Origin of the sequence: Streptomyces avermitilis MA-4680 = NBRC 14893, assembly GCF_000009765.2 — a bacterium.
GTDB lineage: Bacteria > Actinomycetota > Actinomycetes > Streptomycetales > Streptomycetaceae > Streptomyces > Streptomyces avermitilis.
In genome coordinates this window covers 5,930,653-5,950,835 of the sequence record NC_003155.5, presented here as the reverse complement: position 1 = coordinate 5,950,835, position 20,183 = coordinate 5,930,653, and the positions used below count along the sequence as shown (strand labels likewise).

The window sequence follows — 20,183 nt, the reverse complement described above, 5'->3', positions numbered from 1 at the left end:
ATCCCTCCCTCACTTCGTCCGGCAGCTCCGGCAGCACCGGCAGCACATCGCCACCCAGGGCACGGCGCCTGACGGACGGTTGTTTCGAACCAATCGCGGGGGGCTGCTGCAAGAAACCGGGTACGGGGAACTCTGGGCGGGCAACGGCTCGTGAAAGGGTACTCACCGAGTCCGAAGCCGCCTCCCTGCTCGCGCGGCGGCCCTACGACCCGCGTGGCGCCGGGGTCTCCTTCTGGCCGAGTTCCGGCGTGGACCCGATGGAGTGCGCCCGGCGAGCAGGCCACACGATCGCGGTGCTGTTCAGGGTGTACGCGGAGGTACTCGCGCAGACCCAGGAGCGGGCAACCGCCGGAACGACGCTGCCCTGCTGGAGTGGAACGAGCCGGAGTGACCGCGCGCCCCCGTCCCCCGGGGGACGCCTGGGGGGACGCCTGGGGGACGCAGGCGAGATCAGGAATGGGATCCGGTCGGGACACAGTGTGGCAAATCGCCGATTTTCGATTCAAATCGAAAGATCGCGTTCGATAACGAAGAGACCCCCTCCGATCCACGTTTCCGCAGTTCGGAGGGGGTCTACCTTCATGTGGCGGCGCCAGGATTCGAACCTGGGAAGGCTGAGCCGGCAGATTTACAGTCTGCTCCCTTTGGCCGCTCGGGCACACCGCCGGGTTTGCCGCCCTTCGAACCGCTTTTCGGCGGTGCTCCGTGGCAACGACGTAAACGATACCCGATGCCCGGGGGTGCTTCGCCACTCGATAGATCGACGCTCGGAGGGGAGGGGGTGGCTAGGCTTATGCGGATGCGGCCCGGGTCCGACGCGGGCATCGACGGCCGCGCCCCATGCACCCCGGAACACCCCGAACCAACCCGATACAAGGAGCCACAGGACATGGCCGACTCCAGTTTCGACATCGTCTCGAAGGTCGAGCGGCAGGAGGTCGACAACGCCCTCAACCAGGCCGCCAAGGAAATCTCGCAGCGCTACGACTTCAAGAACGTGGGCGCCTCCATCGCCTGGTCCGGCGAGAAGATCCTGATGCAGGCGAACTCCGAGGAGCGGGTGAAGGCCATCCTCGACGTGTTCGAGACCAAGCTGATCAAGCGTGGCATCTCGCTGAAGGCGCTGGACGCCGGTGAGCCGCAGCTGTCCGGCAAGGAGTACAAGATCTTCGCGTCGATCGAGGAGGGCATCTCCCAGGAGAACGCGAAGAAGGTCGCGAAGGTCATTCGCGACGAGGGCCCGAAGGGCGTGAAGGCCCAGGTGCAGGGCGACGAGCTGCGCGTCAGCTCGAAGAGCCGTGACGACCTGCAAGCCGTGCAGGCGCTGCTCAAGGGCCAGGACTTCGACTTCGCCCTGCAGTTCGTGAACTACCGGTAGATCAACGCTGGATCACCGCGTGTACGGCGTCGACCACGGCGTACGACGTACACCGCCGGAAGGGTGGGCACCCCCGCGGTGCCCACCCTTCCGTTCTCGTCTCTCGTCATCTCCGGTCGGCTGCGACTCGGGGATGCGCACTCAGCGGCGTGAGTCTCCGAACAGGAGGCGGTAGATGATCAGCAGGACCAGCGAGCCGCCGATCGCCGCCGCCCAGGTGGCGCCGTCGTAGAACTGCTTGGTGATCGGGTGGTCCAGCCAACGTGCCGATATCCAGCCCCCGATGAAGGCCCCCGCGACACCGATGACGGTCGTGCCGATGAAGCCGCCCGGGTCACGGCCCGGGAGCAGGAATTTGGCGATGGCGCCTGCCAACAGCCCCAGAATGATCCAGCCGACGATACCCATGCCGTGACCCTGCCTCTCCGCACTGTGCCTGCGCTGTACTCCTGCTCCGGCCAGGCTGTGTTCATGTGCCGCGTTCATGTGCCGCCGCTGTCGCTGAGGACGCCTCGCCGACGGCTGCCGGTTGCGCTGATCAGTAGGGTGCGGTCCATGACACAGTCCGGGGCGGGGCCATCCGGGGGCTTTGGGTTGCGGCGGACCCTCGGGGTCGGGGACGCCGTCGTCGTCGGGCTCGGGTCGATGGTCGGGGCCGGGATCTTCGCGGCGCTGGGTCCGGCGGCACGGGCCGCGGGGTCCGGACTGCTGCTCGGTCTGGCGGTCGCGGCCGTCGTCGCGTACTGCAACGCGATGTCCTCGGCCCGGCTGGCCGCCCTGTACCCCGCGTCGGGCGGCACGTATGTCTACGGGCGCGAGCGGCTCGGGGCCTTCTGGGGCTACCTGGCGGGCTGGGCGTTCATCGTCGGGAAGACCGCCTCCTGCGCGGCGATGGCGCTCACCGTGGGGGCGTACGTCTGGCCGGGGCAGGCGCACGCGGTGGCGGTCGCCGCCGTGGTGGCGCTGACCGCGGTGAACTACGGCGGCATGCAGAAGTCGGCCCTGCTGACGCGGGCGATCGTGGCGGTGGTCCTGGCGGTCCTCGCTTCCGTGGTGGTCGTCTGTCTCGGCTCCGGGGCCGCGGACGCCGGGCGGCTGGCCGTCGGGCTCTCCGGCGGCGCGGGCGGGGTGCTTCAGGCGGCTGGTCTGCTGTTCTTCGCGTTCGCCGGGTACGCGCGGATCGCCACCCTCGGTGAGGAGGTACGCGATCCGGAGCGGACCATCCCGCGCGCCATCCCGCTGGCCCTGGGCATCGCCCTGGTGGTGTACGCGGCTGTCGCCGTCGGTGTCCTTTCTGTACTGGGGGCCGACGCGCTGGGACACGCACCGGCGCCGCTGGCCGACGCGGTGCGGGCGGCGGGCGTGCCCGGTCTCGTGCCGGTGGTGCGGGTGGGCGCGGCGGTGGCCGCGCTCGGCTCCCTGCTCGCCCTCATCCTGGGCGTCTCACGGACAACGCTGGCCATGGCGCGGGACCGGCAGCTGCCGGGGGCCCTGGCCGCCGTGCACCCTCGCTTCCAGGTGCCGCACCGGGCGGAGCTGGCCGTGGGCGCGGTGGTCGCCGCCCTGGCCGCAACGGTGGATGTGCGGGGCGCGATCGGTTTCTCCTCCTTCGGGGTGCTGGCCTACTACGCGGTCGCCAACGCGTCCGCCTGGACCCTGAGTTCGGCACCGGCGTCGCGCGCCGTTCCGGCGGTCGGGCTCCTCGGGTGCGTGACATTGGCGTTCGCACTGCCGGCGGTGTCGGTGGGCGTGGGCGCGGCTGTACTGGGTCTGGGGGCGGCCGCGTACGGCATGCGGCGGTGGGGGGCTTCGCGGCGGCCGTAGCAGCAGCGGCAACCCGGTGGCCTCCGTGGCCGCCGGCCCGGTAGCCGACGTGGGTGTGGGGCGCTCGGCTAGGAGGTCCGCGCGGCGTCCGTGCGTATATGGAAGTCGGCCCAAGGGGCCAGGTCCATATCGTCATTGGACTCGTCGTACCAGCCTGTTCCGTCCAGCCAGGTGCGCAGCCACTCCGCGAGTCCGGGCGCGTCCACGTACCAGGCGTGGTGGGCGTCGTCGGCGTTCGGCTCGAAGAGCAGGACCGTGCCCTGCGGGGTGCGGCAGTCCACGCACGCATACATTCCACAGCCCCAGTGGGATATCGGCAGGATTCCCTCGGGCCAGGGCCAGTCGGGGTCCTTGCGGCCGCTCTCGCGGTTGGCGAGGTACTGCGGGACAACGGCCGGCTCGCCCGACGGCGGGCTGTCGAGCAGGGGCAACAGGCCGTACTCCGGGCCGAATCCGCCGTCTCCTATCCGCAGGTAGAGCGCGGCGAGCAGGGGAGGCAAGGGGAAGCCGAGGGCGGCCTCGGCGCGGGCCAGCGCGGCCGTGTCCACGGGCTCGGGGAGCGAAGGCCAGCCCCACGGCCGGGTGTTGCGGGCCTCTTCCGCCACCTTCTCCAGCAACTGCTCGGTCTCGGTCATGGATTCATCATGCAGCGCGGCACTGACAATCGAGCGGGCCTGTGGATAACCGGCGGGCTGTGGGCCTTCCGGTCCGCCGGCCGGGCCCCCGTTCCCGTTCCCGTTCCCGTTCCCGTTCCCGTTCTGTCAGCGTGTCGCGAAGGGCTCGTCCGTGCGTACGATTTCGCGTCCCAGCGGGAGCAGTGAAATGGGGAGCAGCTTGAAGTTGGCGATGCCGAACGGGATGCCGATGATCGTGAGGCACAGGGCGATGCCCGTGACGATGTGGGCAAGGGCCAGCCACCAGCCCGCGAGGACCAGCCACAGGACGTTGCCGATACAGGAGGGCGCGCCCGCGTCGCGGCGCTCGACCGTCGTATATCCGAAGGGCCACAGGGCGTATACGCCGATGCGGAATGCGGCGATGCCGAACGGGATGCCGATGATCGTGATGCAGAGGAGCACACCCGCGAGCAGGTAGCCGAGGAACAGCCAGAAGCCGCTCAGGACGAGCCAAATGACGTTCAGGATTGTCTTCACTGGTGACGACCTGCCATCTGCTCCAGACGGGCGATGCGCTCCGTCATCGGCGGGTGGGTGGAGAACATCTTGGAGAGACCCTGGCCCGGGCGGAAGGGATTCGCGATCATCATGTGGCTCGCGGTCTCGATACGTGGTTCGGGGGGCAGTGGCAGTTGCTTGATGCCCGCGTCGAGCTTGCGGAGGGCGCTGGCGAGGGCGAGGGGGTCGCCGGTGAGCTGGGCGCCGGACGCGTCCGCCTCGTACTCCCTGGAGCGGCTGATGGCGAGCTGGATGATCGTGGCGGCGAGCGGGCCCAGGATCATGATCAGGAGCATGCCCAGGAGGCCGGGGCCGTCGTCGTCGCTGGAGCGGCCGACCGGGATCAGCCAGGCGAAGTTGACCAGGAACATGATCACCGAGGCGAGGGCTCCGGCGACCGAGGAGATGAGGATGTCGCGGTTGTAGACGTGGCTGAGTTCGTGGCCGATGACACCGCGCAGTTCGCGCTCGTCCAGGATCCGCAGGATCCCCTCGGTGCAGCACACGGCCGCGTTGCGCGGGTTGCGGCCGGTCGCGAACGCGTTCGGTGCTTCCGTGGGAGAGATGTACAGGCGCGGCATGGGCTGGCGGGCCTGGGTGGAGAGCTCGCGGACCATGCGGTACAGCGTGGGGGCCTCGAACTCGCTCACCGGGCGCGCGCGCATCGCGCGTAGAGCCAGCTTGTCGCTGTTCCAGTACGCGTAGGCGTTGGTGCCGATCGCGATGAAGAGTGCGACGACCAGACCCGTACGCCCGAAGAAGCTGCCGATGACGATGATGAGTGCGGACAGTCCCCCGAGGAGTACGGCGGTCTTGAGCCCGTTGTGCCGGCGGTGCACGGTACGCCCTCCAAGTGGTGCGGCAGGGGAACCCTTTGTCTGCGGATGCTGTTGACTCCACCTCTCAGTGGACCCTCCCGTACTGGTCAACGCCAGGCGAGGAGCACTAGTTCCCTTGTGCGCGCACCGGCGCGCGTGGGCCGTCCGGGTGGTGGCGGATGACGATCCACGCGCGCGTGCCCCGCGGTTTCAGCGGAGGCCGGTGTCCGATTTCAGAAGAGGCCGGTGTCCGAGAAGCGCAGGACCAGCTGGGGCGCTCCGGAGAGGGCGACTCCCAGCACGGCGGTCAGGGCGATCGCGGCCGTCAGCGGTGCCGGGACGCGGTGCTTCTCGGGCTCGCCCTCGGGAGCGCGGAACAGCAGCGTCGTCCACTGGAGGTAGTAGAAGAGCGCGATCACTACGTTGACGGCCATCACCACGGCCAGCCAGCCAAGGCCCGCGTCGACGGCGGCCGAGAAGACGGTGACCTTCGCGAACAGGCCGATGATGCCCGGCGGCAGTCCGGCCAGACAGAGCAGGAAGAAGCCCAGGAGCAGGGCCGCGAGGGGGTTCGAGGCGTACAGGCCGCGGTAGTCGCTGACGCGGTTCAGCACCTTCGTACGGCCCACCAGGGCGGCCACGGCGAAGGCTCCGAGGTTCACGGCCGCGTACATGAGGGCGTACGCCACGGTCGATCCGATGGCCTTCTCGGCGTCCTTCGAGTACGCCGCGGCGGCGATCGGCACCAGGAGGTAGCCGGCCTGGCCGACGGAGGACCAGGCCAGCAGCCGTACCGCGCTGTACGCGCGCGTGGCCTGCTGGCGCAGGGCACCGACGTTGCCGACGGTCATGGTGAGGGCGGCCAGCGCGGCGAGCGCCGGACCCCAGACGTCCGCGTACGAGGGGAAGGCGACGACGGTGACGAGGATCAGCCCGGAGAAGCCGACCGCCTTGCCGACGACGGACAGGTAGGCGGCGATCGGCAGGGGCGCCCCCACGTAGGTGTCGGGCACCCAGAAGTGGAAGGGGACGGCGGCCGTCTTGAAGGCGAAGCCGACGAGGGTGAGCACGACGCCGGTCTGGGCGAGCGTGTGGAGCTGGCCGTCGACGTGCTGGATCTTGCGGGCGATCTCGGTGAGGTAGAGCGTGCCCGTGGACGCGTACACGAAGCTGACGCCCATGAGGCTGACCGCGGTCGCCGTGACGGACGAGAGGAAGAACTTCAGGGCCGCTTCGGAGGACTTCTTGTCGCCGCGCTTGATGCCGACGAGTGCGAAGGCGGGCAGAGAGGCGACCTCCAGGGCGACGATGAGGGTCGCCAGATCGCGGGAGGCGGGCAGCAGGGCGGCGCCGGCGGCCGAGGAGAGCAGCAGGAACCAGAATTCCCCTTCGGGAATTTCCCTGTCGGCGTCCTTCAGGGCGGTGACCGACAGGAGGGCCGCGAGGAGCGCCCCGCCGAGGACCAGGAACTGGATGGCGAGGGTGAAGTGGTCCGCCGTGTAGCTGCAGGTGTTCGCGTCGCCCGTCAGGCAGAAGGTGGCGCGGTCTCCGTCCAGGAGGGGCAGCAGCAGGAGCGCCGAGGCGGCGAGCCCCGCGACGGACACCCATCCGAGGAGCGCCTTCTTGTGGTCGCCGATGAAGAGGTCGGCGACGAGCACGACGAGTCCGACGACCGCCGCGAGCGTGGGCGGGGCGATCGCGAGCCAGTCGACGGACTGGACCAGGGAGCTCATCGGGTGCCTCCTGCGAGGAGCTGCTGCACGGCCGGGTCGGTCAGGCCGAGGAGGGCCCTGGGCCAGAGTCCGGCGACGACGGTGAGGGCGACGAGCGGTGTCCAGGCGGCGAACTCGTAGCTCTGCACGTCGGCGAGGGTCGAGATCTGTCCGGACTCCTGTGGGACGGCGCCCATGCAGACGCGGCGCACGACGACGAGCATGTACGCGGCGGTGAGCAGGGTGCCGAAGGCGGCGATGGCCATGAACGTCAGGAACGCGGGGCGGCTGAGGTCGTCGGCGGGCTTGAACGCGCCGAACAGAGCGAGCATTTCGCCCCAGAACCCGGCGAGGCCGGGCAGCCCGAGTGAGGCGACGGCGCCGAAGGCGAGCAGACCGCCGAGGCGTGGGGCCTTGGCGTAGAGGGCGGCGCCGGTCTTCTCGGCGAGGGTGTCGAGGTCGGTGCTGCCGGTGCGGTCCTTGAGCGCGCCGACCAGGAAGAAGAGGAGGCCGGTGATGAGGCCGTGGGCGATGTTGGCGAAGAGCGCGCCGTTCACGCCGGTCGGGGTCATCGTCGCGATGCCGAGCAGGACGAAGCCCATGTGGCCGACGGAGGAGTAGGCGATGAGCCGCTTGAGATCGCCCTTCGCGCCCTGTTTGGCGAGGGCGAGGCAGGCCAGGGATCCGTAGATGATTCCGACCACGGCGAACGCGGCGAGGTACGGCGCGAAGGTGCGGAGTCCGTCGGGCGCGATCGGCAGCAGAATCCGGACGAACCCGTACGTACCCATCTTCAGCAGCACGCCGGCCAGCAGGACGGAGCCGACCGTCGGCGCGGCGGTGTGGGCGTCCGGGAGCCAGCTGTGCAGCGGCCACATCGGCGTCTTGACCGCGAGCCCGATCCCGATCGCCAAAACGGCGATGACCTGCACGGATGTGGTCAGCGACCGGCCGTTGTCAGTGGCGAGTGCCACCATGTCGAATGTGCCCGCCTTGATTCCGATCAGGAGCAGGCCCAGCAGCATGACGACGGAACCGAGCAGTGTGTAGAGGATGAACTTCCAGGCCGCGGCCTGGCGTTCCGCACCGCCCCACCGGGCGATGAGGAAGTACATCGGGATGAGCACCATCTCGAACGCGAGGAAGAACAGCAGCAGATCGAGGACGGCGAAGGTCGCGAGGGTGCCGGACTCGAGGACGAGGACGAGCGCGACGAAGGCCTTAGGGGTGGGGCCCGCAGGCATTTTGAAGTAGGAGTACAGCGCGCAGAGGAAGGTCAGCAGCGCCGTCAGGACCAGAAGGGGGAGGGAAATGCCGTCGATGCCGAGGTGGATGCGCACATGGAGTGCGGGGATCCAGCTGATGTCCGTCGTGGCCTGCATCTTTGACGGGTGGTCGTGGTCGAAGCCGAGCGTCAGGGCGATCGCGGCGATGAGCACCGCACCGGTGACGGTCACGCCGTGCCGCAGCACGGCCTGGTCGGGCGACTTCCCCTTCAGCCCGGGCGGGGCCGGCAGAAGAGCGGCGGCGGCCCCGATGAGCGGGCCGACGACGATGAACGCGAGAAGGATCTGCATCACTGACTCGTTGATATCGATCACGCCTGCTCACGCTCCTGTGGCGACGAGGAGGGCGGCGACCGCCAGGACGACGGTGCCGGCGAGCAGCGCGCTCACATAGGTCTGCACATTGCCGGTCTGGGCGCGCCGTACGGCCGCGCCGAGCAGCCGGGGCACGGCGCTCGCGCCGCTTACGTAGGTGTCGACGACCTCACGGTCGAGGAACCGGACGAGGCTTGCCGCCGCCTGCACCGGGCGGACGAAGAGCGTCGCGTACACGGCGTCGAGGTGGAAGCCGACGGCCGCGTGGCGGTGCAGCGGGCCGAGCAGCAGCCGGCCCGGGTCCGCCGGGTCGGGTGCGTAGGCCACGTCTCCGTACACCGACTCGTGAATGGCGATGGCCTCGGCCTCGACGTGCGCGGCGTCGCCCTCGGGGTGGGCCACGACCGCACCCAGCGGGACGCGGACCGCCAGCGCGGAGGTGTGCCGCCAGGCGCCGTAGGTGATGAGTCCGCCGGTCAGGGCGAGCCCTGTGCCGAGGACCGATGTGGTGAGGGTGGGCGCCAGGTCGCGGCCGTCGAACCAGTCGGGCAGCAGCCCGTAGGCCAGTCCGAAGGCGAGTGACGGGACGGCGAGCACCCACAGCACGGCGGTCATCACCACGGGCTGCCTGCCGTGATCGGGAGCTTCGACGCCCCGGCCACGGAAGGCGAGCAGCCACAGGCGGGTCGCGTACGCGGCGGTGAGTACGGCGGTGAGCAGGGCGGCGACGAGGACGATCCAGCCCGCGGCGCCGGGGGCGTGCTCGGTGTGGCCGGTGGCGACGTGCTCGGCGGCGCCCAGGACGGACTCCTTGGAGAAGAAGCCCGCGAAGGGCGGGACCGCGGCAAGCGCGAGGAGCGCCACGGTCATCGTCCAGTAGGCGTCGGGGATGCGGGCGCGCAGGTCCTTCATCCGGGACATGGAGGCCAGCGAGTTGGTACCGGCCGCGTGGATGATCACGCCCGCCGCGAGGAACAGCAGCGCCTTGAAGACGCCGTGGGACAGGAGGTGGAAGACGGCGGCACCGCGGTCGCCGACGGCGAGAGCGCCGGTCATGTAGCCGAGCTGGCCGATCGTCGAGTACGCGAGGACGCGTTTGATGTCGTCCTGGGCGAGCGCGGCGAGCCCGGAGCCGAGCATCGTGACGGCGGCCATGACGGCGAGGACGACCAATGCGGCCGAGGAGGCGGCGAAGACCGGGAGGAGCCGGGCGATGAAGTAGACACCGGCGGCGACCATCGTCGCGGCGTGGATCAGCGCGGAGACGGGCGTGGGACCGGCCATCGCGTCGGGGAGCCAGGTGTGCAGCGGGAACTGCGCCGACTTGCCCGCCACACCGGCGAGGAGGAGCAGGGCGATCAGCGTCGGGTGGTCGAGTCCGCCGTTCGCGACGGCGCCGAGGACCTTCGTGATGCGGAAGGACCCGGCGTCGGTGGCGAGGGCGAACAGGCCGATGAGGAAGGGGACGTCGCCGAGCTTGGTGACCAGGAAGGCCTTGATGGAGGCGGCGCGTGCTTCGGACGTCTCCCAGTAGTGGCCGACCAGGAAGTACGAGCAGATGCCCATGATCTCCCAGCCGACCAGGAGCAGCATCAGGTCGCCGGAGTAGACGACGAGCAGCATCGCGGAGGTGAAGAGGGAGACGAGAGCGGAGTACGAGGGGTAGCGCGGGTCGTCGCGCAGATAGCCCGTCGAGTAGATCTGCACGCAGGACGCGACCAGGCCGACCAGGACGGCGACGAGGGCGGCGAAGCCGTCGATGTGCAGGGCGAGCTCGATGGGGACCGAGCCGGTGGGCGTGAGCTCGGTGGCGGCGTCGATGGCCTGGCCGCCGCCCTGGCGTACGGCGACCACCACGGCGAGGGCGAACGCTGTCAGGGTCGGCAGGACGGCGAGGGGGCGTACGAAGCCGGGTGCCGTGCGGCCCAGCAGGAGGCCGGCCGCGGCGGCCAGGAACGGAAGGAGGGGGACGAGGACGGCGAGGGTGGTCGTGGTCACGCGGTGGCCTCAGCCTTCTCGGCCGCGGTGGGTGCGGAGCCGTCGGTTCCGGGGCCGTCGGGCTCGGGGCCCTCGGCGGTGTCGCGGAGCTTGTCGATGTCCGAGGTGCCGCGGTTTCGGTAGACGGCGAGGACGATCGCCAGGCCGATGCCGATCTCGGCGGCGGCGATGGCGATGGTGAACAGGGTGAGGGCCTGGCCGGAGTGAAGGGTGTCCCGGGCGGTCTTGGACAGCCAGACGTCGAAGGCGACGAGGTTGAGGTTGACGGCGTTGAGCATCAGCTCGACGGACATCAGGACCAGGATCGCGTTACGGCGGGCGAGGACGCCGTACAGGCCCGTGGAGAAGAGGAGGGCGGAGAGCACGGCGGGATAGGCGAGGTGCATCAGCGGGCCCCTTCCTTTTCGCTCCGGGCGCTCGGGAGGCTCGTGGTGGTCGCCGCGTCCGCCTTCGCCTTGCGGGAGAGGACGATCGCGCCGACCAGGGCGGCGAGGAGGAGGACGGAAAGGGCTTCGAAGGGAAGGACCCAGTTCTGGAAGAGGCTCGCGCCGGTGACGGCGGTGGAGCCGGCGGCGGCGCCGTTCAGGTCGAGCCACGTCGTGCGGAAGGCGTCGACGACGACCCAGACCAGGGTGGCGGCGGAGGCGACGGCCACGGTGAGGGCGGCCCAGCGGTTGCCGGAGTCGGCGTCCGGGGAGCGGCCGATGGGGGCCTTGGTGAGCATCAGACCGAACAGGAGGAGGACGACGACGGAGCCGACGTAGATGAGGACCTGCACCCAGGCGATGAACTCGGCGGTGAGCAGGAGGTACTCCACGGCGAGACCGCCGAGGGTCGCCACCAGCCACAGGGCGGCATGTACGAGCTGCTTGGTGGTGACGGTGACGATCGCGGCGCCGAAGGTGACGAGGCCGACGAGGAGGAAGGCGATCTCGATGCCGGTCGGGGAGAGGAAGCCGTGGGATTCGGCGGCGACCGCGGTCGCGACGTGAGCTGCTGCGGGGGTCACGCTTCTCCCTCCTGCGGCTTCGGGGCGGCGTCGGGCGCGCCTTCGGCGGCGGACCCGGCCTCGGCAGCTGCCTCGGCCTGCGCTGCCTCGGCCTGCGCCGCATCAGTCTGTGCTGCCGCGGCCTGTGCTGCCGCGAGCTTCTCCGCGGTTTTGCGGGCTGCGGCGATCTCCTTCGGTTCCTCGGCGGCGGGGTCGAGGGCCGGCGGGGCCGGGACGGTCCACATCCACTCGCGGAGCTTGTCGCGCTCGTGGGTGAGTTCGTGGATGTCGGTCTCGGCGTACTCGAACTCCGGTGACCAGAACAGGGCGTCGAAGGGGCAGACCTCGATGCAGATACCGCAGTACATGCAGAGGGAGAAGTCGATGGCGAAGCGGTCGAGGACGTTGCGGCTGCGCTCGCGGCCGCCGGGGGCGGCGGGCGGGACCGTCTCCTTGTGGGAGTCGATGTAGATGCACCAGTCCGGGCACTCGCGGGCGCACAGCATGCAGACCGTGCAGTTCTCCTCGAAGAGGCCGATGACGCCGCGGGAGCGGGGCGGGAGTTCGGGCTGGGCGTCCGGGTACTGCGCGGTGACGGTCTTCTTCGTCATCGTGCGGAGGGTGACGGCCAGGCCCTTGGCGAGGCCGGAGCCAGGAATGGGGGCCATGGTTACGAGATCACCACCTTGACGATGCCGGTGAGGGCGATCTGGGCGAGGGAGAGCGGAACGAGGAGGGTCCAGGAGAGTTTTTGGAGCTGGTCCTCGCGGAGGCGGGGGTAGGTGACGCGCAGCCAGATCACGACGAAGGCGAGGAGCGCGGTCTTCAGCAGGGTCCAGACCCAGCCGAGGCCGTCGGCACCCCAGGGGCCGTGCCAGCCGCCCAGGAAGAGGACGGTGGTCAGGCCGCACAGGACGACGATTCCGGCGTACTCGGCGAGGAGGAACAGCGCGAAGCGGAGACCGGTGTACTCCGTGTACGCGCCGAAGATGATCTCCGAGTCGGCGACGGGCATGTCGAAGGGGGGTCGTTGGAGCTCGGCGAGGCCGGCTACGAAGAAGACGATCGCGCCGACGATCTGCCAGGGCAGCCACCACCACTGGAAGGCGTCGACGATGCCGAGGAGGGAGACTGTGCCGGCCGCCATCGCCACCGAGGCGGCGGTGAGCAGCATCGGGAGTTCGTAGGCGAGGAGCTGGGCGGCTGTGCGGAGGCCGCCGAGGAGGGAGAACTTGTTGGCGGAGGCCCAGCCGGCCATGAGGGAGCCGAGGACTCCTACGCCCATCACCGCGAGGACGAAGAAGATGCCCGCGTCGACGACCTCGCCGACGGCGCCTTCGCCCGGTCCGATGGGGATGGCGAGGAGCACCAGGAGGTACGGAAGGAGGGCCACGGCGGGGGCGAGCTGGAAGATGCGGCGGTCCGCGCCGGCCGGTACGACGTCTTCCTTCTGCGCGAACTTCACACCGTCGGCGACGAGTTGGGCCCAGCCGTGGAAGCCGCCGGCGTACATCGGGCCGAGGCGGCCCTGCATGTGCGCCATCACCTTGTGCTCCGTCTGACCCACGATCAGGGGGAACGTCAGGAACACGACGAACACCACGAGGAGTCGCAGGGCGACGTCGAGAGCGTCGTTCACTGCCGGCCTCCTGTGGGGTCTTCGGGGGTGGGGGTCGTGTCCGGGGACGTCTCCGGGCGGGGGCCGGCGGGGCGGACTTCGGAGTCGGCGTCGGCCGCGTCGGTACCGGCTTCGGCACCGGCGTCGGCCGCGTCGGCGCCGGAACCGGCACCGGCCGTATCCGCGTTCGCATCCGCATCCGCGTCTGCATCCGCCCCGCCCGCGCCGGTCTCGGTCGGGGGTTTCGGGGTGGGTTCGGGTGCGGCTTCGGCTTCGGGCTCGTCGAAGGCGGGGCGGGCGTGGTGCCAGGGGGCGTCCGAGCTGCGCGGGGCGGGCTTCGGGGTGGTGCGCGCCGCCGTCGGCGCGTCCTCGCCGGTGCCGGCCGGTGCGGGTGTGTCGGCCGGTGCGGGTGCGTCGGCCGCGTCAGTCGCCTCGGCCGCCTTGGCCGTATCGGCCGCCTTGGCCGTATCGGCCGCCTTGGCCGTATCGGCCGCCTTGGCCGTATCGGGCCGCACCCGCTGCGTCGCCGAGCCCTCGCTCGCGCTGCGTGCGCGGCGCGGGCCGGCCGCGGGCGGCGTCGGCTCCGTAGCCGACGGGCGCTGCGTCACCGAGCCCTCGGAAGCGGTTCGCGCGCGGCGCGGTGCAGTCGGAACCTCCGTGGAGGCGTCGGGGGTGGTGCCGGGCGTGGCCGTCTGGCTCACCGATCCCTCGGACACGGTTCGCGCGCGGCGGGGCGTGGACGGCGCCTCTGTGGGGGGCGGGGTCGCGGGCGCCGCCGCCTGGCTCGCCGAGCCCTCCCCCGCCGTACGCGTGCGGCGGACGGGGCGTTCGCCTGCGGCGCGGGCCGGGCGTTCGCCTGCCGCCCGGGCCGCGCCGCGCGCCGGGCGGGCCGGGGCCGGGGGGAGTTGGCCCTTCAGCGGGCCCCAGTCGTTCGGGTCGGGGACGCCCGGGGGGAGCATCTGGCGGCGCTTCGGGCCTCCGTGGTCCGACTCGCCCGGTTCCTTCGCACCGGGCCACGCCTTGGCCACCCGCGCGGCCAGCACGAAGTCCTTGCGAAGGGGGTGGCCCTCGAAGCCCTCGGGCAGGAGCAGGGGGTCCAGCGCCGGGTGGCCCTCGAAGGTCACGCCGAACATCTCGTGGGTCTCGCGCTCGTGCCAGCCCGCGCCCGCGTAGACCCCCACGGCGGTGGGGAGGACGGGCGCCTCGTGCGGGACCGTCGTACGGACGAGGAGGCGGCGCACCGAAGACGGAGACGGAGGCTGAGACGGGGATGGGGACGGGGGCTGAGACGGGGACGGGGGTGAGGGCAGGGCGACGACGTGGGCCGAGACCAGGAATCCCCTGCCCGGTTCGTCGACCGCGCTCAGCCAGTCGAAGTAGGTGCAGCCCAGAGCGTCGCGTGCCGTCTCCAGGGCGGAGATCCAGGAGGTCGGGGGTACGTCGACCGTCAGGACCTCGTACGACGCCTCGGCCGTGGCCTCCGTACCGAAGAGCTCCTCGGCGGGAGCGGGGAGCCAGCCGACGGCAGTCATCGGGCGCCCCCCTCGGCCGTGCCCGCGCCTGTGCCCGCGGCCGGCGGCCGGACCAGGTCGCTCTGGAGTGCGGCCGCCGAAGGGCGGGGCGAGCCGTACCGCTCGCTCAGCGACTCCCGTGCGATCTTCTCCTGGAGCTTGAGGATGCCTTGGAGCAGTGCCTCGGGGCGGGGCGGGCAGCCGGGTACGTACACGTCGACCGGGATGATCTGGTCGACGCCCTTGGTCACGGAGTACGAGTCCCAGTACGGGCCGCCGCAGTTCGAGCAGGCGCCGAACGAGATGACGTACTTCGGCTCGGGCATCTGCTCGTACAGCCGCTTGACGGCCGGGGCCATCTTGTCCGTGACCGTGCCCGAGACGACCATCAGGTCGGCCTGGCGCGGCCCGGGCGCGAACGGGATCACACCGAGGCGGATGAAGTCGTGCCGGGCCATCGACGCGGCGATGAACTCGATCGCGCAGCAGGCCAGGCCGAAGTTGAAGACCCAGAGCGAGTAGCGGCGGCCCCAGTTCAGGACCACCTTCATCGGCTCGGGTGCCAGGCGGGCGAGTGCGCCCAGCCGCTTCGGCTCCGGGAGCAGAACAGGTTCGGGGGTCACGTCCATGCCAGGACGCCCTTCTTGTATGCGTACAGCAGGCCGACGGCCAGGAAGCCCAGGAAGATGAACATTTCCACGAGCGTCGCCGCGCCGTAGCCGGGCGCGGCGAAGACCGTCGCCCAGGGGAAGAGGAAGATCGAGTCGACCGCGAAGATCACGTACAGGAACGCGTAGACGTAGTAGCGGACCTGGGTGTGGGCCCAGCCCTCGCCGACGGGATCGACTCCGCACTCGTAGGTCAGGAGTTTCTCGGGGGTGGGGACCACGGGCCGCAGCAGGTGTCCCGCCCCGAAGGCCACGGCGACGAACAGCACACCGACGACGGCGAGCAGTCCCACGACCGAATAGGAGTGGAAATAGGACTGGAGGTGGTCCGCCGCGACCGCATTCCCAGCGGTCCCAGCCCCGGTCCCCGTGACGACGGTCGGCTCCGGCACCTCAGCCCCTTACTCCTTGACCCTGTGACTCGCGTGAACCCTGTGTTCGACGATCTGTACGCACGGGAGTCTAGGGCCTGCTAAAGAAAGGGTAAGCAGCCCGTCGTGCCCAGACCTGATCAAAGGGGTCCCTGACCTGATCCAAGGGGTCCGGGGCGGGACCCAGGGTGAAGCCCGGGGTGGGGTTTTCCCCAGTGGATCGTGGCGGTCCACCTCATGGCGCCGCGGCTCGCCGCCAGGCACGCTGACGGCTATGACCGAACGCATCACAAGCCCCGGCCTCCGGGAAGGCGAGCGGCTGCCGCTCCCTGGCAGCCGGGACACCCGGGACGGCGAGCGGCTGCCGCCCCTGCGTCTCGCCCTGGACGGGCACACCTGGCGGGAGATCGCGCATCTCCTCGCGAACCTGCCGATGGCGCTGATCGGCTTCACCTATGTCGTGACGGTGCTGTTCACGGGGGCTGGGCTGACGGTGACCGTGATCGGTTTCCCGTTGCTCGCGGCCGGGCTGTTGGGGGCGCGGCAGCTGGGCAAGGTGGAGCGGGCCCGGGCCAGGCTGCTGCTCGATGTGCGGGTGGACGAGCCGAGTCCGCTGCCGTTGCGCAAGGGCAGTGGTGGGCTGTTCCAGCAGTTGTGGATGGGGCTGAAGGACCCGGTGGGCTGGCGGACGTTCCTGTACGAGTTCATCCGGCTGCCCTGGGGCGTCGTGACCTTCTCGGTCACGTTGGTGTCGCTGTTCGTCGCGTGGCCGGTGCTGCCGTTCATCGCGCGCGGGCTGACCAGTGTGGACCGGGCGATGGTGCGCGTGCTGCTCTCCCCCTCCGACGAACTGGAGCAGCGCATCGCCGAGTTGGAGTCGGACCGCGGGGTCGTCGTGGACACGGCGGCCGCCGACCTGCGGCGCATCGAACGCGATCTGCACGACGGGGCGCAGGCGCGGCTGGTGAACCTGGCGATGGGGCTCGGTCTGGCCAAGGAGAAGTTGCTGGAGGGCCAGGCCGACGAAAGCGTCGCGGCCATGGTGGACGAGGCGCACGGCGAGGTGAAGCTCGCGCTCCAGGAGCTGCGCGACCTCGCGCGTGGCATCCACCCCGCGGTCCTCACCGACCGCGGTCTCGACGCCGCGCTGTCGTCCGTCGCCTCTCGCTGCACGGTGCCGGTGAAGGTGACCGCCGACCTGCCGACGAGACCGGCCGCGGCCATCGAGGGCATCGCGTACTTCACGGTCTCCGAGCTGCTGCAGAACGTCAGCAAGCACAGCGGGGCCCGTTCGGCGTCCGTCGATGTGTGGCGGGCGGACCAGCGGCTGCTCATACAGGTGTGGGACGACGGGCGGGGCGGGGCCGACGTCGGAGGCGGTACGGGGATGGCGGGGCTCGCGGACCGGCTCGGCGCGGTCGACGGGCTGTTCGTCATCGAGTCGCCGGTGGGCGGCCCGACCACGATCACGGCGGAACTGCCGTGGCGCGACCGGCGGGAGGAACCCCGGCCGTAGCCGCACACGGCCGGGCGTGAGCCGGGGTGAGCCGTCACAGGCCGGCGGGTCCGACTCGGAGGACGAACCGACACGGGCAGCCGGTCCGACTCGGAGGACGAGCCGGAGCGGGCGGGGTGGGGCGGTCGTACGCGGGGCGTACGGCCGCTTCTTCATACGCGCGGCGCGGAGGTAGGGAAAACCCCCGGCCCAGGACGCCGACGCGCTCCATGGTCCGGCGGGCGCGCGGCCAGCAAGGTGGACGTAGAAGCCGAGAAGCAGCACGAGCGGGACCAGCAACACGAGCAGCACCAGCGGAACGAGCAACACGAGCGGAACGCGCAACACGAGTGGGAACGCGCAGGACCGAGCAGGACCGAGCAGAACGGATGACGCCGATGGCCACGCAGTACGGGCAGGGATACGGAGACTGGGACAGCCCTGGATCCCCGGGCGCCGGGGAGCGACGGCACCGGCTCCCGGCACCGTTGAGGGCGCCGATCGAGGCCCGTAGCTGGCGCGAGTTCGGCTATCTGATGCTCGGTCTGCCGGTCGGCATCGCGATGTTCATATACGCCGTCACGATGTTCGCGCTCGGCGCCGGACTGCTGGTCACGTTCCTGGGGATCCCGGTGCTGGCGGCGGCACTGGCCGGATGCCGCGGTTTCGGAGTGCTGGAGCGGGCGCGGGCGCGGCGGCTGCTGGGCCTTGAGGTGGCCGATCCGGAGCCGCTGCGGATGAAGGGCCACGGGCCGATGGCGTGGATGGGGGCGATGCTCAAGAGCGGGGCGTCGTGGCGGCATCTGCTGTACGCGGTGCTCCAGTTCCCGTGGGCCGTGTTCGCGTTCGTCGTGGCGCTGAACTTCTGGGCGTACGGGTGGGCGCTGCTGACGTACCCGCTGTGGTTCTGGGTCTTTCCGATGTACGGCGGCCAGGGCGGCCTTCAGCTGTACGGCGACCAGGCGCACAGCATCTACCTCGACAACCCGTTCGAGATCACGGTGACCGCCCTGGTGGGGCTGTTGTTCACGATGGCGACGCCCTGGATCGTGCGGGCGCTGACCACGGTCGACCGGTTGCTGGTGCACGGGCTGCTCGGCCCTTCGCGGCTGGCCACACGGGTGGTGGAGCTGGAGTCGGACCGTGGCGTGGTGATCGACACGGCCGCCGCCGATCTGCGGCGCATCGAACGCGATCTGCACGACGGGGCGCAGGCCCGCCTGGTGGCTCTCGCCATGGACCTCGGTCTGGCCAAGGAGAAGCTGGCGGAGGATCCGCGGGAGGCGGCACGGATGGTGGACGAGGCGCACGGCGAGGTGAAGACGGCGTTGCAGGAGCTGCGGGATCTGGCGCGCGGGATCCATCCGGCGGTGCTGACGGACCGGGGGCTGGACGCGGCGCTGTCCGCCGTGGCCTCGCGCTGCACGGTGCCGGTGCAGGTCGAGGTGGATCTGCCCGCGCGGCCGGCGCCGGCGATCGAGGGGATCGCGTACTTCACGGTGTCCGAGCTGCTCCAGAACGTCAGCAAACACGCCCGGGCGACTCGGGCGACGGTGGATGTGTGGCGGGTGGAGAACCGGCTGCTGCTCCAGGTCGTGGACAACGGGGTGGGCGGTGCGGACGTCTCCGGCGGGTCCGGGCTGGCCGGGCTCGCGGGACGGCTGGACGCGGTGGACGGGATTCTGGTGGTCGACTCGCCGGTGGCCGGGCCCACTCGGATCACCGCGGAGCTGCCCTGGCGGGGGTGAGGCCCCGGGGGCGCACGGGGGCCCACGCCGAGGGAGCGACCGCGCGCCGCCGCGCCCCCCTCTGCCCCAGCAGGAGCCCCCTACCTGCACCTCCGCGCCCCCTCGAAACCGCCCCCGCACCCCCACACCCCCTCAAAACCGCCCCACATCCCGCGCGCCACCCTCGAAACCGCCCCACACCGCCCGCGCCACCCTCGAAACCGCCCGGCACCCCCGCGGACACCCCCGCGGACACCCCCGTGCCACCCCTCACGAACCCGATCGCCCCCCACAAGGCCCCCCAGCCCCGCCACCGACCGACGCCCGCCCTGCCATCGGCCTGTCCCCGAGCGACCCCCGACCAGCCACCGATCAGCCACCGAAGATCCGTTATCGGCCGCTCGGGGTCCGAAATCGGGAACCCCCACCCCTGTATTCCCGTGGCCAGGGCCCGTCCGGGTCCGAATGCTGGAATGCTGGGACTGGCGTACGGGCCACAACGGGCCTGGGGCGGGGTGTGGGGGGCCGAGGATCGTGGAGGACAGGGTGCGGGTGGTCATCGCCGAGGATTCAGTGCTGCTCAGGGAGGGCCTGACCCGGTTGCTGACCGACCGCGGGCATGACGTCGTGGCGGGTGTCGGCGACGGCGACGCACTGATCAAGACCATCGGCGAGCTGGCGGCCCAGGACGAGCTGCCGGACGTGGTGGTGGCGGACGTGCGCATGCCACCGACACACACCGACGAAGGGGTCAGGGCGGCCGTACAGCTGCGCAAGGCGCACCCCGAGGTCGGGGTGCTCGTGCTGTCGCAGTACGTCGAGGAGCGGTACGCCACCGAGCTGCTCGCCGGTTCCAGCCGCGGTGTCGGCTATCTGCTCAAGGACCGGGTGGCCGAGGTGCGCGAGTTCGTCGACGCGGTCGTCCGGGTGGCCCAGGGGGGTACCGCGCTGGATCCGGAGGTCGTGGCGCAGCTGCTCGGGCGCAGCCGTCGGCAGGATGTGCTCACGGGGCTCACCCCGAGGGAGCGGGAGGTGCTGGGCCTGATGGCCGAGGGGCGGACCAATTCGGCGATCGCCCGACAGCTGGTCGTGAGCGACGGCGCGGTCGAAAAACACGTCAGCAATATCTTCCTGAAGCTCGGATTGTCCCCGAGCGACGGCGATCACCGGCGTGTTCTGGCAGTGCTCACCTATCTGAACTCCTGATCGACTGACACTGTGTCAGACACGTGTCAGTCACGCGTCCGACAATCAACGAATGCCATGCGGCAGTCCATTGAGCACCAGAACCGAAGGATG

General features: G+C 70.7%; 19 protein-coding genes and 1 tRNA gene. 5 read left to right on the top strand and 15 right to left on the bottom strand.

From position 1 onward, the window contains the following. Nucleotides 1–584: 584 nt before the first annotated feature. A tRNA-Tyr gene (locus tag SAVERM_RS25265) sits at nt 585–666 on the bottom strand. A 223-nt stretch (nt 667–889) separates the two neighbouring features. Here SAVERM_RS25265 and SAVERM_RS25260 point away from each other — a divergent pair. Then, nucleotides 890–1,378 (top strand): YajQ family cyclic di-GMP-binding protein, encoded by a 489-nt coding sequence (locus SAVERM_RS25260; protein ID WP_010986316.1) that lies wholly within the window; start codon nt 890–892, stop codon nt 1,376–1,378. Nucleotides 1,379–1,519: 141 nt separating this feature from the next. On the opposite strand, the gene SAVERM_RS25255 is transcribed toward SAVERM_RS25260, so the two are convergent. Beyond that, nucleotides 1,520–1,786 carry a GlsB/YeaQ/YmgE family stress response membrane protein gene (locus SAVERM_RS25255; RefSeq protein WP_010986315.1) on the bottom strand — a complete coding sequence of 89 codons (267 nt, stop codon included), beginning with the start codon at nt 1,784–1,786 and terminating at the stop codon, nt 1,520–1,522. 147 nt (nt 1,787–1,933) lie between these two features. Between SAVERM_RS25255 and SAVERM_RS25250 the strand changes: the two genes are divergently transcribed. Continuing rightward, nucleotides 1,934–3,202: an APC family permease gene (locus SAVERM_RS25250; protein WP_010986314.1), complete on the top strand. Its 1,269-nt coding sequence runs from the start codon at nt 1,934–1,936 to the stop codon at nt 3,200–3,202. Between the two features lie 68 nt (nt 3,203–3,270). Here SAVERM_RS25250 and SAVERM_RS25245 read toward each other — a convergent pair whose 3' ends face one another. The 13 genes from SAVERM_RS25245 to SAVERM_RS25185 form a co-directional block, all read right to left on the bottom strand. Further along, on the bottom strand, nt 3,271–3,837 hold the full coding sequence (locus tag SAVERM_RS25245) for an SMI1/KNR4 family protein (protein WP_010986313.1): 567 nt from the start codon (nt 3,835–3,837) through the stop codon (nt 3,271–3,273). A 126-nt stretch (nt 3,838–3,963) separates the two neighbouring features. Next, a complete protein-coding gene (locus SAVERM_RS25240) occupies nt 3,964–4,356 on the bottom strand; it encodes a YccF domain-containing protein (RefSeq protein WP_010986312.1) in 393 nt (130 codons plus the stop codon). Next, a complete protein-coding gene (gene htpX, locus SAVERM_RS25235) occupies nt 4,353–5,216 on the bottom strand; it encodes a zinc metalloprotease HtpX (protein ID WP_010986311.1) in 864 nt (287 codons plus the stop codon). Before htpX ends, SAVERM_RS25240 begins: the two co-directional genes overlap by 4 nt. Before the next feature lie 212 nt (nt 5,217–5,428). Beyond that, nucleotides 5,429–6,928, bottom strand: a complete 1,500-nt coding sequence (locus SAVERM_RS25230; protein WP_010986310.1) for an NADH-quinone oxidoreductase subunit N — start codon at nt 6,926–6,928, stop codon at nt 5,429–5,431. Next, nucleotides 6,925–8,508 (bottom strand): NADH-quinone oxidoreductase subunit M, encoded by a 1,584-nt coding sequence (locus tag SAVERM_RS25225; protein ID WP_010986309.1) that lies wholly within the window; start codon nt 8,506–8,508, stop codon nt 6,925–6,927. Before SAVERM_RS25225 ends, SAVERM_RS25230 begins: the two co-directional genes overlap by 4 nt. 6 nt (nt 8,509–8,514) lie before the next feature. Further along, on the bottom strand, nt 8,515–10,506 hold the full coding sequence (locus SAVERM_RS25220) for an NADH-quinone oxidoreductase subunit 5 family protein (protein ID WP_010986308.1): 1,992 nt from the start codon (nt 10,504–10,506) through the stop codon (nt 8,515–8,517). Beyond that, nucleotides 10,503–10,892 (bottom strand): NADH-quinone oxidoreductase subunit NuoK, encoded by a 390-nt coding sequence (nuoK, locus tag SAVERM_RS25215; protein WP_010986307.1) that lies wholly within the window; start codon nt 10,890–10,892, stop codon nt 10,503–10,505. The genes SAVERM_RS25220 and nuoK overlap by 4 nt, the downstream gene beginning before the upstream one ends. After that, entirely contained in the window at nt 10,892–11,515 is a 624-nt protein-coding gene (locus SAVERM_RS25210) for an NADH-quinone oxidoreductase subunit J family protein (protein ID WP_010986306.1), read from the bottom strand. Before SAVERM_RS25210 ends, nuoK begins: the two co-directional genes overlap by 1 nt. Continuing rightward, nucleotides 11,512–12,162: a NuoI/complex I 23 kDa subunit family protein gene (locus SAVERM_RS25205; protein ID WP_010986305.1), complete on the bottom strand. Its 651-nt coding sequence runs from the start codon at nt 12,160–12,162 to the stop codon at nt 11,512–11,514. The genes SAVERM_RS25210 and SAVERM_RS25205 overlap by 4 nt, the downstream gene beginning before the upstream one ends. A gap of 2 nt (nt 12,163–12,164) precedes the next feature. Next, nucleotides 12,165–13,133, bottom strand: a complete 969-nt coding sequence (locus SAVERM_RS25200; RefSeq protein ID WP_010986304.1) for a complex I subunit 1/NuoH family protein — start codon at nt 13,131–13,133, stop codon at nt 12,165–12,167. After that, on the bottom strand, nt 13,130–14,644 hold the full coding sequence (locus SAVERM_RS25195; protein WP_010986303.1) for an NADH-quinone oxidoreductase subunit C: 1,515 nt from the start codon (nt 14,642–14,644) through the stop codon (nt 13,130–13,132). Before SAVERM_RS25195 ends, SAVERM_RS25200 begins: the two co-directional genes overlap by 4 nt. Beyond that, nucleotides 14,641–15,252 (bottom strand): NADH-quinone oxidoreductase subunit B, encoded by a 612-nt coding sequence (locus SAVERM_RS25190; RefSeq protein ID WP_010986302.1) that lies wholly within the window; start codon nt 15,250–15,252, stop codon nt 14,641–14,643. Before SAVERM_RS25190 ends, SAVERM_RS25195 begins: the two co-directional genes overlap by 4 nt. Next, the gene (locus SAVERM_RS25185) at nt 15,243–15,683 is read right to left on the bottom strand and encodes an NADH-quinone oxidoreductase subunit A (RefSeq protein WP_010986301.1); all 441 of its coding nucleotides are present in this window, start codon (nt 15,681–15,683) and stop codon (nt 15,243–15,245) included. The genes SAVERM_RS25190 and SAVERM_RS25185 overlap by 10 nt, the downstream gene beginning before the upstream one ends. A gap of 253 nt (nt 15,684–15,936) precedes the next feature. Here SAVERM_RS25185 and SAVERM_RS25180 point away from each other — a divergent pair, with 253 nt between their 5' ends. From SAVERM_RS25180 to SAVERM_RS25170, 3 genes are all read left to right on the top strand, one after another. After that, nucleotides 15,937–17,178, top strand: coding sequence for a sensor histidine kinase (locus SAVERM_RS25180; RefSeq protein WP_010986300.1), 1,242 nt, complete (start codon nt 15,937–15,939; stop codon nt 17,176–17,178). A 377-nt stretch (nt 17,179–17,555) separates the two neighbouring features. Beyond that, nucleotides 17,556–18,905 (top strand): sensor histidine kinase, encoded by a 1,350-nt coding sequence (locus SAVERM_RS25175; RefSeq protein ID WP_037648039.1) that lies wholly within the window; start codon nt 17,556–17,558, stop codon nt 18,903–18,905. 525 nt (nt 18,906–19,430) lie between these two features. Next, complete coding sequence (locus tag SAVERM_RS25170) at nt 19,431–20,090, top strand: response regulator transcription factor (protein ID WP_037648042.1); 660 nt, start codon at nt 19,431–19,433, stop codon at nt 20,088–20,090. Nucleotides 20,091–20,183 lie beyond the last annotated feature (93 nt).

Excerpts from the sequence above, each read along its gene's own strand:
- SAVERM_RS25260 (WP_010986316.1), top strand. The coding sequence starts at position 890 with ATGGCCGACTCCAGTTTCGACATCGTCTCGAAGGTCGAGCGGCAGGAG.
- SAVERM_RS25255 (WP_010986315.1), bottom strand. The coding sequence starts at position 1,786 with ATGGGTATCGTCGGCTGGATCATTCTGGGGCTGTTGGCAGGCGCCATC.
- SAVERM_RS25250 (WP_010986314.1), top strand. The coding sequence starts at position 1,934 with ATGACACAGTCCGGGGCGGGGCCATCCGGGGGCTTTGGGTTGCGGCGG.
- SAVERM_RS25245 (WP_010986313.1), bottom strand. The coding sequence starts at position 3,837 with ATGACCGAGACCGAGCAGTTGCTGGAGAAGGTGGCGGAAGAGGCCCGC.
- SAVERM_RS25230 (WP_010986310.1), bottom strand. The coding sequence starts at position 6,928 with ATGAGCTCCCTGGTCCAGTCCGTCGACTGGCTCGCGATCGCCCCGCCC.
- nuoK (WP_010986307.1), bottom strand. The coding sequence starts at position 10,892 with ATGCACCTCGCCTATCCCGCCGTGCTCTCCGCCCTCCTCTTCTCCACG.
- SAVERM_RS25205 (WP_010986305.1), bottom strand. The coding sequence starts at position 12,162 with ATGGCCCCCATTCCTGGCTCCGGCCTCGCCAAGGGCCTGGCCGTCACC.
- SAVERM_RS25195 (WP_010986303.1), bottom strand. The coding sequence starts at position 14,644 with ATGACTGCCGTCGGCTGGCTCCCCGCTCCCGCCGAGGAGCTCTTCGGT.
- SAVERM_RS25190 (WP_010986302.1), bottom strand. The coding sequence starts at position 15,252 with ATGGACGTGACCCCCGAACCTGTTCTGCTCCCGGAGCCGAAGCGGCTG.
- SAVERM_RS25180 (WP_010986300.1), top strand. The coding sequence starts at position 15,937 with ATGACCGAACGCATCACAAGCCCCGGCCTCCGGGAAGGCGAGCGGCTG.
- SAVERM_RS25175 (WP_037648039.1), top strand. The coding sequence starts at position 17,556 with ATGGCCACGCAGTACGGGCAGGGATACGGAGACTGGGACAGCCCTGGA.